At 65.1% G+C, this 13,877-nt stretch carries 10 protein-coding genes; all 10 read right to left on the reverse strand.

The annotated features are described in order from the left end of the window. Position 1: 1 nt before the first annotated feature. Entirely contained in the window at positions 2 to 631 is a 630-nt protein-coding gene (locus SINAC_RS18730) for an RNA polymerase sigma factor (protein WP_015247184.1), read from the reverse strand. 107 nt (positions 632 to 738) lie between these two features. Beyond that, a complete protein-coding gene (locus SINAC_RS18735) occupies positions 739 to 1,197 on the reverse strand; it encodes a hypothetical protein (protein ID WP_015247185.1) in 459 nt (152 codons plus the stop codon). A 31-nt stretch (positions 1,198 to 1,228) separates the two neighbouring features. Continuing rightward, positions 1,229 to 1,990 carry a hypothetical protein gene (locus SINAC_RS18740; protein ID WP_015247186.1) on the reverse strand — a complete coding sequence of 254 codons (762 nt, stop codon included), beginning with the start codon at positions 1,988 to 1,990 and terminating at the stop codon, positions 1,229 to 1,231. Positions 1,991 to 2,147: 157 nt separating this feature from the next. Further along, positions 2,148 to 4,025, reverse strand: coding sequence for a serine/threonine-protein kinase (locus SINAC_RS38015; RefSeq protein ID WP_015247187.1), 1,878 nt, complete (start codon positions 4,023 to 4,025; stop codon positions 2,148 to 2,150). 123 nt (positions 4,026 to 4,148) lie between these two features. Continuing rightward, on the reverse strand, positions 4,149 to 5,687 hold the full coding sequence (locus SINAC_RS18750; protein WP_015247188.1) for an FHA domain-containing protein: 1,539 nt from the start codon (positions 5,685 to 5,687) through the stop codon (positions 4,149 to 4,151). A 261-nt stretch (positions 5,688 to 5,948) separates the two neighbouring features. Further along, positions 5,949 to 6,764 (reverse strand): coiled-coil domain-containing protein, encoded by an 816-nt coding sequence (locus SINAC_RS18755; protein WP_015247189.1) that lies wholly within the window; start codon positions 6,762 to 6,764, stop codon positions 5,949 to 5,951. Positions 6,765 to 7,131: 367 nt separating this feature from the next. Beyond that, complete coding sequence (gene msrA / locus SINAC_RS18760; protein ID WP_015247190.1) at positions 7,132 to 7,845, reverse strand: peptide-methionine (S)-S-oxide reductase MsrA; 714 nt, start codon at positions 7,843 to 7,845, stop codon at positions 7,132 to 7,134. A 297-nt stretch (positions 7,846 to 8,142) separates the two neighbouring features. After that, positions 8,143 to 9,177 carry an LLM class flavin-dependent oxidoreductase gene (locus SINAC_RS18765; RefSeq protein ID WP_015247191.1) on the reverse strand — a complete coding sequence of 345 codons (1,035 nt, stop codon included), beginning with the start codon at positions 9,175 to 9,177 and terminating at the stop codon, positions 8,143 to 8,145. 250 nt (positions 9,178 to 9,427) lie between these two features. Then, on the reverse strand, positions 9,428 to 12,295 hold the full coding sequence (locus SINAC_RS18770; protein ID WP_015247192.1) for a serine/threonine-protein kinase: 2,868 nt from the start codon (positions 12,293 to 12,295) through the stop codon (positions 9,428 to 9,430). 296 nt (positions 12,296 to 12,591) lie between these two features. Then, positions 12,592 to 13,449 carry a sigma-70 family RNA polymerase sigma factor gene (locus tag SINAC_RS18775; protein WP_015247193.1) on the reverse strand — a complete coding sequence of 286 codons (858 nt, stop codon included), beginning with the start codon at positions 13,447 to 13,449 and terminating at the stop codon, positions 12,592 to 12,594. Positions 13,450 to 13,877 lie beyond the last annotated feature (428 nt).

A 13,877-nucleotide genomic window follows, 5' to 3' on the forward strand; every position in this document is an offset into this window, starting at 1 on the left:
CTCACCCTGCGCCCAGTTCGTCGAGACTCAGCCCGGCGCGGCGGGCCATGTCCTTGAGCCGGCCGACCGTCTGGAACTTGTAGCTGGCGACCGCTTGTTCGGTGATTTCGAGAAACTTCGCCACGTCCTTGTTCGCCCACCCCTTCACGATCAGGAGCTCGAGGCAGCGGAGCCGGTCGAAGTCGGCCCGCGCTTGCCACTCCTTCACGAGCTGGCCGAGTGCCTCGGTCAAGAGCCGTTCTTCGGCCTTACGGCGCTCGTCGCTCCGGGCGATGCTCGAAGCTGGACGGCCGCCGCCGGGGACTTCGTCGAGGGGGCGGCCATGGTCGTCGGAGCCGAACTGGTCGACCGGGCGCCGGCCTTGCTTGCGGAGGTGGTCGGTCAGCTTGTGGGCGGCGATGGAGAAGAGATAGGCCTCCATGTCCCGCTTCTCGTCGTAGTGCGGCAGGCTCGTCAGGAATCCGACGAACGTCTCCTGTACCACGTCCTCGCTGGCTCCGCGGTCGCGGAGCCGGCTGTCGACAAAAGCGAGCAGTCGCCCTTCGTAGCGTTCGATGAGTTGCTGCCAGGCCGAGGCATCTCCAGCCCGCACCTGCCGGACTAGCAGGGCCTCGGCGTCGGTGGTGGCCATCGGTCGGCTTCGCCCCGGTAACGAGAAGAAAGGATCAAGAAAAAAGGCACCGCAATGTCTCTCTATTCTAAACAGCTCGACGTTCCGTTGCCTATCCGTCTCCTCGCTCAGAAGAGGTCGGACACGGTGTGGCTGCGGGCCATCTCGGGCTTGGGCTCGGGCCAGTGGGCCAGGCGATAAGCGCGGAAGAACCAGAGGCCGACCGGGGCCATCATGATCAGGAGGAATGCCCAGATCAGCTTGTCGTATTGTCCCGGGAAGGCGTCGTCGCGCAGACCCATCAGGAAGAGGAATTCACGCTGCCAGGCCCAGAGGAAGAACGCGACCACGATCAAGGCTGCCAAAAATAGCAAGAAGGCCGATTCTCGAGGGTTTCCCGACGCGGCTGCGAAGAGGAGAGTGATCAGAGCGATGATCCCGCCGAATTGCCAGATCCGGGCTGGGGTCAGCGTGCGCCAAGATTCGGGCCACTCACCTCGGGCAAGTTCCGGGGACACGCCTCGGAACAGGCCGAGAGCCAGGGCTGGAACGCCTACCACGATTGCGACAGTCAGGAGGAATCCCATCGGTCAGTCCTTTCTCCGGGCTAACAAAAGATCAGGCCAGCAACTGGTAAACGAGCACGCCCGAAGCTCCGACCCCTGCGGCTGCCGCCGCGCGGAGCCAGTTGGTGTAGTAGCCCTTGGTCGCCTCGTCGGCCCGAATGTAGCCGGCCACGGCGGCCAGGCAGGAGAGGATCACCGCGAGACCGCCGCCCATCAGGACCATCCGGCGGACGACCAGCTCGTGTTGGTAGGCGGCGAGGATCTCGGCGCGTCGCGCTGGTGTGGAGTCGACGTGCAGGGTGGCTTTGTAGAGCGTCCCGTAGTCCTTGTCGATCGGCTCGATCTCGGTCCGCACGATCAAGCGGTCGATCGCAGGGGCAGGGGGCTTCCACGACGCCGGGGCGTCGGGGGCGAGCCAGGCGGCCACCTGATGCTGAAGCTGGACCCGAGCGTCATCCCGGGCTCGCGTCTCGGTGGCTGAGATCCGGCCCGTCACGACCTGGTTCTCGACCATGGAAATGGGGCTTGCCTGGTCGGGATTCCTTGCGATGAGCCTGCTCGTCTCGTGGGCGATGCTCGGGGGCTGGGGGGGCTGGATCTTGGCCGTGTCGACTCGCGTTCCCGGGTAGATCGGTACGGGAAGGCCTTCGGCCGGTTCACGCTCGAGCCCCTCGGGGGGCGTTGCCAGTGCGATATGCCGGACCGCCCCGTAGGTGGCGTGGGGTCGAGCCGCTGGGCAATGGTTGTGGGAACCCATGACCCCTAATTCGATCATCCCCAGCGTGGCCAGAAACAGGAACATGAGTGATTTCATCGGAATCCGATCCTTGCCGTGACGACGACGAAGCAGCCGGGACACCAGTGGGTTCGCGACGCGACCAGGAATATTCGGGGGCCACCACCCTGATTTGCGAGCGAGCAGCCGGCCGTCGCCGTCGGCGCTCTCATGCAATTTTTTGTCGATGTCTGCATCAGGCGACCCTACGCTTTTTGGACAATCGGGCGTAGGCGGCCGCCGCTTCGCTCCAAGGGCTGACGAACTGGGTGACGATGGCAATCGAGACGGCCACGGCGATGTTTGACGGTTCGAGGGCCGGCGAGATCGGCGCCAGGACCGCCGCGACCAGGGCCGTCCAGGCGATCGGGAAGAGCCGGAACCGCGCTTTGCGGTCGCGGATTGCCAGGGACTTCCAGCCCCCCGTGAACAGGCCGAGCAGGCCGAAGTAAGCGGGGAAACGCAAAGGGGCGGTGTTGGACGCTTGGATCGGACCGAGCCAGGCGACCAGCTCCGTCGCAAATGGGTCGGCCAGGCCTCGTCCCGGAGCCAGGCCGAGCCAGGCGGTGAGGATGAGCGCCGCGACCCCGAGCAGGCCGCCCAGCAGGGCGTCTCCCATCCGGCGTGTGCTCAGGTCGATCGTTCGCCCCTCGACCCCTTTGCCTGCGATCAAGACTCCCCAGGTCCCCAGCAGTGTGAGGGCAAACAGGTAGACGGCTTGCTCGGTGTCCCTGAAGATGTCGATCCCGATCGCCATGCTGGCGGCGGTCGTGATGAGCATGGCGAGCACGGTTGCCCAGAGCATCGAGGTCGCCAGTTCGGCGATCCGGATCCGGGTGCCCGGCAGAGGAGGAGGCGGTGGCAGCGGCGCGGGGGTGGGCACAGGCGCAGGACGTCTGACCACGTCCGCCGGCCTGGCGGCGCGGGGCGGAGCCGGCGGCGGATTGGGCCGTGCCGGACGGCGCATCGCTCCCCAGTTTTCCCGGAGCCGTTCGAGCGGCGGCCGAGAGCGGCGCGGGGGCCTGGTGTCGGGGCCGATGTAGAAGATCGGCTCCTCGGGGCCGATGCGATGGATCTCCTCGTCGACGATCTGCAGGTCGGGGGGGAGCGACGCGGGGCTGACCTTGCCGTCGCCGATGAACCGGACCGGCGGCGCCTTGGGCGCGTCTTCCGGGGGGAGCAGGTCGTAGAGCCGGGCCGGGCGGTGGGCCGGGTCCTTGGCGAGGGCCCGCCCGACGATCGACCGGTAGGGCTCGGTGAGCCGCTTCAGGTCGGGGCGCGCGGTCAGGTGCTTCATGAGGATCTCGCCGACCGATTCACCCTCGAACGGCACCCTCCCGGTGAGCATCTCGTAGAGGATCACGCCGATCGCGTAGACGTCGATCGGCTTCTGGTACTTGCCCGAGGCGATCTCGGGGGCCATGTAGTGGCAGGTGCCGATGCTCTCGGAGTGGCCGGTGTCCTGGCTGGCGTTGATCAGCTTGGCTAGACCGTAGTCGCCGATCTTGACGATCCCCTCTTCCATGAACATGTTGGCCGGTTTCAGGTCGCGATGGACGATCCCGTGGTCGTGGAGGTAGGCGACCCCGTCGATCAGTCCTTTGAGCCAGGCGCGGACCTCTTGCGGCGGCAGCCCTTCCGGGTGTTGCGCCAGCACGTTGGCCAAGCTCGGGCCGGCGACGTACTCCATGATCACGAACGAGTCGCCGGCGTCGCTCGACTTCAGGTCGTGAATTGTCAGTAAGTTCGGGCATTTGAGGTTCATGCACTGCACGACCCCCCTGCGCTCGACCTCCAGGTTATGGAGGATCAGCTTGAGGGCGACTTCCTTGCCCGAGTCGGAAGTGGCGTAGTAGACCTCGCCGAACCCTCCTCGGCCGATCGCGCGCTTGATGGTGTAGCCATCGAGCGGGCGGGCACCCGAGCCGAAGGTGTAGCGATGATTCCCTTGGAGGTTAGGTTTGGTCATTTCGGGGGACCCCACGGGCCGATCATGACCCGGTTGGTTGCTGGGCTCGTAAACGACCGTTTCGGCCATGTTCGCGCCGGGGAGGTCTCGGGAGGTCGCGCTCATCGCAAGGCAACTCCAAGGTCGTCGAAAGAGGGTCCGAGAGGCTTTGTAGCTCGGGGAGCCGGCTCGACCGACTCCCCGTTCGCTGCGGGTCCGCTCATCAGGCTCCGCATGGGTGGCCTTTCCTCAAACCGACTTGGTCCCAAGGGCTTCCAGGCTGAACGAGAATCCATCGCCCAGGATGCTCGACTGCAACGTCAGGGGGGCGCGGGCCGCACAGGCCCGGCCGTCAACTTCGAATCCGCCGGTCGCCCGGCACCAGAGTGCTCCCGCCTGGCGGTAGAGCACGACCGGCTTGGCCAGTCCTGGGGCCGGGATGTGCGCCTGGGGCGAGCCGTCGATGATGCAGGTCTCGGCCATCAGGAGCACGCCGTCGACCGCCAAGGGGAGGCGATGTCGGCTCACGATCGATAACCGGGCGGTCGAGCTGACCGGGCTGGGCTGGCGGAATTCCAGCTCCACGGTCGAGCCGAGCCGGATCACGTCGCCGTCACGGAGCGGGGTGGTTTCGACCGCGCGGCCGTTGACGAACGTTGGCTGGTGGGCGCGGAGGACATAGCTGTCGCCGTCCCGAACCAGTGTGGCATGATTCCGCGAGAGGTCTCCCATGAGGGGCACGTCGGCCTGGCTGTCAGGCCCGGCGCGGCCGAGGATCACCTGGTCGTCCAGGCAGACGAGGTAGCCGCCGACGGTGTCGACCCAGACGAGGAAACGTCCTTTGGGGCCGGTTTCCCCCGCGCGGGGGGCGGGGCGTGCCGGCTGGGGTTGTTGGGGCTGTGGCTGAGGCACGAACGGGGTCCTCAAGGTGGCATTGAGCCAGGTGATCGGTGCGGCCTCGACCGATGGGCTGGCCGGTTCGGCCGGCGTCCGGTCGGAGGCGAGGGCCGCTTGCGGCATCCGGGCACCGCGATCGGGCCAGGAGGCCGACGGGCTCAGGGCCCCGATCTGCTGCCAGGCCCGGGTCCGCGCCTGGCGGGCCGCCGGATGTTCGGGGATCGCCTCCAGGACCGATTCGGAGAGGGTGAGGACCTCGGCCCATTTGCCGGCCGTCAAGGCGGTGTAGAGGGCTTCGACCCGGGGGGCCGCGGCCTTCTGCCTCGTCTCGACGTCGCGGCGGGTGCCGGCCAAGGCCATGTGTGCGGAGCCGGCCGCGAGCCGCTCAGCGCGGTCGAGCTGGTCGTGGGCCCGGCCGAACTCGCCGCGACGGGCCTCGTCGAGGGCCGACTGCCAGGCCTCGGCGATCTCGCGAGTCCGTCGCAAGGCGGGGCCGCCCACCTTGTGGCGGGCGAGCTGTTCGATGCGTTCGATGACTCGGGCCGGCTCGCCCGCGTCGAGGTCGCCACGGACCTCGGCCGAGACCTTGTCGGCCAGGCTGAGGCGGGCCGCGGCCAAGGTGTCGGGGGCGGCCCCTTGCCGTTCGGCCAGATCGAGGTCCTCGATCGCCCCGGCCACGTCGTCGGATTCGCCTCGTCGTGAGGCCCGAGCGATCAGGTCGAGGGCCAACTTCGTCCGCAGGCGAACCGCGTGGTGGTGGTCGACCACGTCGGGCCGGCTGGCCAAGACCAGCGCCTCGTCGTAGCGCCCCGCTCGTGCGGCTTCTTCCGCCTGCCGCAAGACCATTCGCCAATGTCCCAGCATGGTTGACTTGCCGCCCGGATTGGCCATGGGGGAATCACACTCCGCCATGTTACGTTGGGATGCGAGCGCCGCTCAATTCGGATCTCTGCATTGCTTTGGAACTCGGTTGCTCGATCGGGCAGACCCGATCCACCCCTTCGTTACTTTGGTTTCGAGGCCCCGGCCGGTTCGATTCGGTTTCGTTCCGTCTCGTGGCCGTCGGGTCGATCGGTCCTTCAAAGCGAAGGAGAAAAGAGCGGACCAGCCAAGGGGTGATTGGCCGGTCCGCCCGTGGAACAAAGCCATCCTTTAGAGGCTCTTGTCCCCAGTCTTCGCGTCGGTTCCCTTGACCGGGGTTCCGAACTCGGCGTCGATTTCCCGGACCACGTCGCGGCCCGGCTCGAGGACCGGCAGGCCGCCGTCGGAGAACCGGCCTTCAATCTCGGCGACGCGGGCCTTGACCTCGAGCCGCTTCTCCAGGTCGGAGATCGTCTGCTTGGCGCGGGACAGGGCACTGTCGTCGAAGTTGAACTCGTTCTTCCCCTGGGTGGCCTCGATCATCCGCAGTTTGGCCTCGATCCCTTCGAGCTTCGTCATCAGGGTCCGCTTTGCCGTCACCAGATTCGTCATCTGGAGCCGGGCGGCGGATACGGCCTTCTGCCGGGCCTTCAGGGTCGCTTCCTTCTCTTCGAGGACCCGGGTGACCGCCTTGTAGTGGTCGAGCTTGCTCGCCAGGCTGGCGTTGATCTCCTCGGGCGAGTACTTCACGTGGCCGGCCAGGCGGTAGTCACCACTCTTGATGCTGTCGCGCAGGCTCAGCAGCTCCCGCTTCTCGACGGACAGGTTGGACTGGGTCGAGGCGATCTCACTCTCGAGGTGCTCGACGTCCACCTCGGCCCGGGCCAGCGTTTCCCGGTTCTCGATGATCGCCGGTTCGAGGTTGGCTACCTCGTCCCGAGCACGATCGATCTGGAATTGGGTCGGAATCCGATTCTGGGCCGAGTCACGCGCCTTGTGGAAGGCCGTCCGCACGTAGCTCGGAGCCGAGATGCCGAACACCAGGAACAACGCCCCGGCGCCCAACGCGGCACCCAGCACTCCCTTCTTGACCAGTGAGCAAACCATCTCGATGTCTCCTGATGATTCGGTGGAACCCGGACCTTCGATTCTCGCGTCACTCCGCACTTAGCGATTCGGCCCTTTTTTGATTGGTTGGCCGCTCGTCACTAAAGGTAATTCGAGACCGCTCCCGGATTATTGGTCTCTTCGCTTTGGAATTCAGTCTGGGGACGCTCCCCTATCCCTCCCTATTGAAATGTTGTTTTGACGGCAAAGGGGGGAGAATGCGGGGATTGGAGAGGGTTGCGGTATGGTGGGGTGGGACCGAACTGCGTCAGAGCGGTGCTGCGAGTTGGACCGTCGAGAGGAAAAGGGGGGGTAGGGGGGGATAGTAAGTGAAGTGAGATGCCAACCACTATCCTCCCCCTTTGGGTCACTTGATGAGCTTGAGCTTTCTGAGCTTGGGGACGATCTCCGCCTGGCAGTAGGGCGCGCTGCTGTTTTTGCGGAAGTAGTCTTGGTGATAGCGCTCGGCGGGGTAGAACGCCTTGAGTGGCTCAAGCTGGGTCACGATCGGGTCGGCGAAGACGCCGGCGTCGGTGAGTTCCTTGTACGACTTCAGCGCGGCCTTCTTCTGGTCCTCATTGTGGTAGAGGATGATCGAGCGGTACTGCGTGCCGAAGTCGGGTCCTTGCTGGTTCAGGGTCGTCGGGTTGTGGCAGGCCCAGAAGACCTTGAGAAGCTTCTCGTAGGGGGCGACCTCGGGGTCGTAGACGAGCTGGACGACTTCCGCGTGTCCGGTCAGGCCGCTGCTGACCATCTCATAGGTGGGCCGAGGCACGGTGCCCCCCGCGTAGCCTGAGACGACCGATTTGACCCCGGGGATCCGTTCGTAGACGGCCTCGAGGCACCAGAAGCAACCGCCGCCGAAGGTCGCTTTCTCGAGCTTGACCTTGGACTCGTCGGGCTTCCCTTTGTCGTCGGGCTTGTCTTTCGCCTCGTCGGCCTTGTCTTGACTCTTGTTCTCGTCAGCCTTGCCCGTGCTCGGGGAATCTTCCCCCTTCGGTTGGGTCTGGGCGGGCGCGTTGACCGCAAGGCCCATGAGTAATGCGATTGCGAGGGATGCCGCCAGGGAGCGCAAGGTCATGGCATGACTCCTCAAAGGGATGTTTCCGCACCAGATCAAGAATCGAGGGCCGGCACATCGTCGGCCGGCGTTCGGGGCCGCCCTGCCAGGTCTTGGGGGGCGAAGGTCGGCGAGATCCACTGCTTCCAATCTTACAGCGATCGGTTCGCGGAGTCGATGTTCGTGCCTCGGTGAGTCGACACTGCGTAAGAATCGGCCGGAGACGCTTTGGTAAAGTGATTCCAACTATTTTCAGAGAGCGATTTGTTTCTGAGGCGAGCGGGGAGCGTCCGCTCTCTGTCTTCCCGGCCACTCGTTTCAGGAGAACTCGCGTTGCGGCGCTGGCCATCGCGCGTTTGAAAATTCCGGCATGATTTCGCGTGCGAAACGCCGCAACTGCTCCTTGCCGCCAGAAATCGTCAGGAGCACATATTCCGCACCCACCTTGTTCAAGCCCTCGAGCATGGCGCAGATTTCATCGGGCGTTCCGTAAAGCGCATTGGCTTCGGTCGCGCCAATGGTATTGGCATAAGCGAGGACATGCGAACCCGCGTTGCCGTCAGGCGAGCGCGATACTCCGACCGTGCGCTGGGTGTATTCAGCTTGCCGGGCCAGCGCGGCTTGCTTGTCGGCCTCATCTTTCGCGACGTAGAGCTGGCGCGCCACCGCCACCTGCATCGGATCGAATGGGTAGCCTCTGGCTTCGCGTTCGGAGCGGTAGAGTGCGATACGCTCGCCGATCGCTTTGGGCCCAGCATATTGATCGAGAATGAGATTGAATCCGCGAGCAGCGGCACGGCGGATCGACGGCGGGCTCGCGGCCGCAACCCAGAACGGCGGATGAGGGCGCTGTGCGGTCGGCGGTTCGACCACGATATCCTCGAATTGCCAGTAACGGCCGTGGTGAGAAAAGCGCGTGCGTGAGGTCCAGGAGCGCGTGATGACCTCGATCGCCTCGTCGAAACGCGCTTCCGCCTCCCCCTGCGGAATGCCGAAGCCTTTGAATTCGTTGTGCCGATAGCCTTTGCCAATGCCGAAATCGAGTCGGCCGTTGGAAATCAGGTCAAGCGTCGCCGCCTGCTCAGCCAGCAAGATCGGGTTGTACCAGGGCAGCACCATCACTGCGGTGCCGAGCCGCAATGTGGTCGTTCTCATTGCGAGACAGGTGAGCAGCGTGAGTGGGGCGGAGACCTGATTCCAGCCGGTGAAATGGTGCTCAACCGAGAAGCTCGAATGATAACCGAGCGCCTCCGCCTCGATGTTGAAATCCAGGTAGTCGCGAAACCCCTGCCCGGTTTCCGGGCCAAGCTCGTTGTTATTGGCTTGCGCTGAACAGAGCAGACCAAATCGCATTTGCGAATTCCTTTTGATGTGCCGTCTCGCCCTTTTAGCAATCCCTCGTGCTCAGGCTCTGTCGCAAAGCGGTCTGGAATTGGCTTTGGCGGTTTGACCGTTTCCGACGGGAGGCGGGGACCGATGACCTTTTCTCACCTGACACCAATCCCATACCCGTGGTTCGTCCGACGAGGTTGGTGCTACCCCAGGCATTCGTGTGCCTTTGCCTTGCCCTGATACGGAACTCAAGTCCTGTCGGAGAGCATGCTCAGGGCTTGGAAGCCTTCGTGCGTGGGCCCACCCGGTCTGGGTCGGCCCCGACCGGCCGCTCGGCAGCGAGGACCAGGAAGTTGTGTGGGGAGGGGGACTCGGAGAGGGTGGTGGGATCGGTGCGGAACTTGAGAGGGGGAGCGAGGGGGGTGGACTCGTCGACGAGTTTCGCCCAGGAGTCGAGATCTTTCGGGCCGTCGGGGAATTCAGGGGTCCCTTGCGGGGAGAGAACGACCCAGGCGTTGCCATGTTGGATGTCGTAGAGATTGTCCTGGCCCAACCATGGGAGCACCTTGTTGGAAGGCGGCAGGTCCGGCGGTTGAGGTTCCCAGGCCAGGAGTGCATCGGCCATGACCGCGCACCCTTTGGCCTCGACTTGATACGGCATCTGTAGCGAGAAACCGGCGAGGTCGATCAGCCCCTTGCCCAGGACGGTGCAGCGGTCGAGCACGAGCCGGCGGCCGAGCTTATCGTTCGGGCTCCCGCCTGGTTTGTTGCGGACGCGCAGGGCCCAACCGCTCGGCGGCTCGCCGGCCTTGGCCTTCACGATGATGCACTGCCTGACCGTGACGGCTGAGCCGTTGAACGCCGCGATGTCGAGCGCCCGGTCGAAGCCCTCGAACCAGCAACCGGTTGCCGTCAGGCTCATCCCCTCGGCGTTGACCGCACGGGTGCCTACCGCTTGGCCGGTGGCCTTGAAGGCTGAGCGGTCGAGCGTGACCTTGCCGGCCGCCTCGATGATGGGGGGCGCTTCCCCCTGGCCGGGCTCGGAATAATGCGCCACGATCGTCACGCCGACGAGGGTGAGCGGCGTCTCGACCCCAGTCATGAGGAACGGCTTCGCCCCTTTGATCTCGACTTCGATGACCGGTTGCATTCCCTCCGCCGCGCGGATGTAGAGCGGGCCGCCGTTGATCTTGATCGCTGCGGCCTCTCCCGAGAGCCGGAGCGGCTCGCGGTTGTTGAGCAGGACATGCCCTCGACTGCCGATCGCCCGTTGCATTGCGCTCTTGAGGTCGGGTTCCATCGACACCGATCCGTCGGGTGCCTTGACGGCGATCCCCGGCCCCTCTTTCTTGACCAGCTCGGCCCCTTTTTCTTTAGGGGGGGGGATTGGGTTGTCTTCGCCCGGTGTCCTCCCCTCGTTGTTTGTCGCGGTGGCAGGTGCGGCCGTTGGGGGAACCTTGGGCGGGGAGGCTTTCCCCAGGACGCCACTGGCGTAGAGGCCGCCGGCCACGGCGATCGGCAAGAGCAGGGCGGCCCCGCCGAGGACGAGGCGGCGGTTCCAGCCACGAGGGGGCGACTTGGCCTCCAGCGCGGTGCGGGTCGAGGCTGGCGTGGTTTTCCGCTCGGATTGTGGCGGTGCGGGGGCGACGGCCGGCTTCGGTTTTGCCTTGGCCGTGCCCTGGGAGAGGGGGGGCTCCGGGCCGAAGTCCAAGGCCAGGCCCAGGCCAGATAAATCCTCCTTCGCCTCCGCTTTTTGCGTCGCTTCCTGACCGATCCGCGTGAAATCCAACGGCGGTATCTCGGCCACCGGAGCGGGAGCAGGAACGGGAGCGGGAGTCGGCACCTGAGCCTGAACCCGCACCGGAGGTGCGGGAGGCTGGCTCTTCGCCCCGAAATCCACGAGCCCTTCCAGGAGCTGGGCCTGGGTGTCGTAGTCCGAAGTCTGAGACATTGCCGGAATCAGGGCGTCGAAGTCCGGGGCGGGCGTTTTCTTGGAGGGGGCCGGCTGTTCCGGGCGGTTGGTCGTGACTTTGGTTGAGGAGTGCGTCGACTCGTGGGGTTGCGCGTCGTTGCCGGGCAGTTCGGGGCCGTCACCCGGGTGCGCCAAGGTCGCGATGGATTCGCCCACGAAGGGTTCAAGGGCGCGTGCGACTTCGAGGGGATTCGGGTAGCGGTCCTCGGGGAGCTTCCGCATCATCGTCCGGACGACTTCGACGAGCCCCTCGGGGATTTCCGGCACGAGCGCCGTCAACGACTCGGGCTCGGCCGCCTGGTGGCCGAACAGCTTCTCGGGCAGGCTCGGGCTTGGGAACGGCACCTGGCCGGCGAGCATCTGGTAGAGCGTGCAGCCGAGCGAGTAGATGTCGCTGCGCGTGTCCACCGAGTGCGAGTGTCGCGCTTGCTCGGGCGAGATGTAGTCGAAGGTGCCCACGGTCGCCCCGTCTCGGGTCACCGGCGCCTGTTCGGCCAGGTCGATCGCCAGCCCGAGGTCGGCCAGTTTGGCCGTGCCGTCGGCGGTCACCATGATGTTGTACGGGTTGACGTCGCGGTGGATCAGCCCTTTCTGGTGCGCGTGCTCCAGGCCCATGGCGATCTGCCGGGTCAGTCGGGCGGCGGTACTCGGGGGGAGCGGTCCGTTCTCGGCGATCATCGAGCCGATCGTTTTCCCCGCGATGAATTCCATCACGAGGTAGCACTTGCCGTCCGACTCCCCTTCGTCGTAGATCCGGACGAGGTTTTCGTGCTGGAGTTGGGCCCCGACCCGCGCCTCGCGCTGGAACCGGGCGATGGCCCGCGGGTTGTTCACTCGTTCGGGGGAGAGGATCTTCAGCGCCACCCGGCGGTTGAGTCGCGAATCCTTGGCCAGGTAGACCCGGCCCATCCCCCCTTGGCCGATCATGTCGAGCAGGACGTAGCGGTCGATCTTGAACCCGGTGGACCGCCCTGCCAGCAACTGCTGCGCTTGCCAGAGCGTGAGCAGGCCCGCCTGCACCGCCTGACGCGCCAGCCGGCGGTCGAGCTGGTCAGCCACCTGCTTTTCGGGCGGCAGCGCCTTCCAGCAGGCGGTGAGCTCCGCAACATCGATCAGGCGGCTCTGGAGCGACGCTTGCCAAAACCGAGAGGTCTGGGGATCAACCATGGTGCAACCTGGAAGGCCTCGGCTCGGGCGAGTCAAGGGAGCGCAACGCCCCCAACTTTAACATGGCACCGGAATGACCAACAAGTCCCCAAATCGTTGTGGGAACGCCACGTTACGGACGCCCACGGCCGAATCCGTTCCCGGTGGATCCATCCGTCTTTTGCGAGGGGGGAAACGAGAACGCCATCATCCTCTGACGTCTTCCCCGTGTGCGAGCGGGAGGACGAGGACGATGGCGATCGTTCTTGGAAGACGACGGGTCGGGACGGACCTCATCGCGGGCGGTCACGGTGCGGTCAGCGGTAAACCTTGTTGCCGGTCTCGCTCAGAGAGCTCATCAACCGCAAGAGCGCCTGGCTCTCGAGTTGGCGGACCCGTTCGCGGGTCAGGCCGAGGTTCTCGCCCACCTCGCGCAGAGTCATGGGGGCGTACGGATCGAGGCCGAACCGCATGCGAATGACGGTCGCCTCGCGGTCCTCGAGCTGTTCGAGGCGAAGGAAGATCCGCTCGAGGTCGTCCGACTCGATCAGGAGGTCGTCGGGGGCCTTGCTGCGATCGTCGGTGAGCATGTCGTCCAGCGCGATGCCGTCTTCCTCGGTGCTCTCCGTGTGGGGCGTCAGGTTGTTGATCCGAATCGCCTTGGAGACGATGCCCACCTTCTTCTTCGAGAGCCGCAAGACCTTGCCGATCTCCTCGGGGGTCGGCGGCCGGCCCAGTCGCTCGGTCAGACCGTTGGAGACCCGCTTCCACTTGGCCAAGAGGCTGACCATGTAGGCGGGGAGCCGGATCGGCTTGCCGTGGTTCATCACGGCGCGGCGGATCGACTGCTTGATCCAGTAGCTGGCATACGTACTGAAGCGGGTGTCGAGCGTGCCGTTGAAGCCCTCGACGGCACGCATCAGGCCGAGGTTGCCTTCCTCGATCAGGTCTTCCAGGCAGAGGCCTTTACCCAGGTAGCCCCGCGCGATGTTGACCACAAGCCGAAGGTTCGCTTTGACCATGTGGTCGCGGGCATACGGGTCGCCCAAGGCGACGCGCTCGGCCAAATCACGCTCCTCTGCAGACGACAACAGGGGCGTGTCATTGATGTCGTGCAGATAAATCTGTAGAGGAGAATGGGATCCCAATTCACGCCGATAAGCGCGGGGAGTCATCGCTGAGGTCGCTCCTTGGTGCGTCGTCGAAACCGGTGGAGGCTGCGTCCCGTTCGAGAAAATCCCCAGGGACCTCAGCGGCAGAAAAGTCGAGGCCAGCCGGGAATCTCTGGCCAGAATCTCGACACCCTGAGCCTAGGTCACGTTTTCAAAGTTGTCAACAGCCTAATTAGAAATCCGCCGGCAAACTCGTTCTTTTTTGCGGCGGCCAGGCGTATGTCATCCGGAGGGAGGGGGGGCTCGTTCGCCTTGGCCAAGTTTTGCGAAGATACGGAGAAAAGGGCCCAGTCGTCAGCTCGCTCGGTCTCACTCGGGCTTTGGGAGGAACACCGGCCGGTGCTTCCGGTGGGCTTGGTCGCGTTGCTTAACAAAGATATGATGCCATGCAATGGTTCCGCGAGACTTGCATTGCGGTTGCTGGGGGAGTG

The organism is Singulisphaera acidiphila DSM 18658 (genome assembly GCF_000242455.2).
Lineage (GTDB): Bacteria > Planctomycetota > Planctomycetia > Isosphaerales > Isosphaeraceae > Singulisphaera > Singulisphaera acidiphila.

Coding starts and splice junctions, on each gene's coding strand:
- SINAC_RS18730 (WP_015247184.1), bottom strand. CDS start 631: ATGGCCACCACCGACGCCGAGGCCCTGCTAGTCCGGCAGGTGCGGGCT.
- SINAC_RS18735 (WP_015247185.1), bottom strand. CDS start 1,197: ATGGGATTCCTCCTGACTGTCGCAATCGTGGTAGGCGTTCCAGCCCTG.
- SINAC_RS18740 (WP_015247186.1), bottom strand. CDS start 1,990: ATGAAATCACTCATGTTCCTGTTTCTGGCCACGCTGGGGATGATCGAA.
- SINAC_RS38015 (WP_015247187.1), bottom strand. CDS start 4,025: ATGAGCGCGACCTCCCGAGACCTCCCCGGCGCGAACATGGCCGAAACG.
- SINAC_RS18750 (WP_015247188.1), bottom strand. CDS start 5,687: ATGGCCAATCCGGGCGGCAAGTCAACCATGCTGGGACATTGGCGAATG.
- SINAC_RS18755 (WP_015247189.1), bottom strand. CDS start 6,764: ATGGTTTGCTCACTGGTCAAGAAGGGAGTGCTGGGTGCCGCGTTGGGC.
- msrA (WP_015247190.1), bottom strand. CDS start 7,845: ATGACCTTGCGCTCCCTGGCGGCATCCCTCGCAATCGCATTACTCATG.
- SINAC_RS18765 (WP_015247191.1), bottom strand. CDS start 9,177: ATGCGATTTGGTCTGCTCTGTTCAGCGCAAGCCAATAACAACGAGCTT.
- SINAC_RS18770 (WP_015247192.1), bottom strand. CDS start 12,295: ATGGTTGATCCCCAGACCTCTCGGTTTTGGCAAGCGTCGCTCCAGAGC.
- SINAC_RS18775 (WP_015247193.1), bottom strand. CDS start 13,449: ATGACTCCCCGCGCTTATCGGCGTGAATTGGGATCCCATTCTCCTCTA.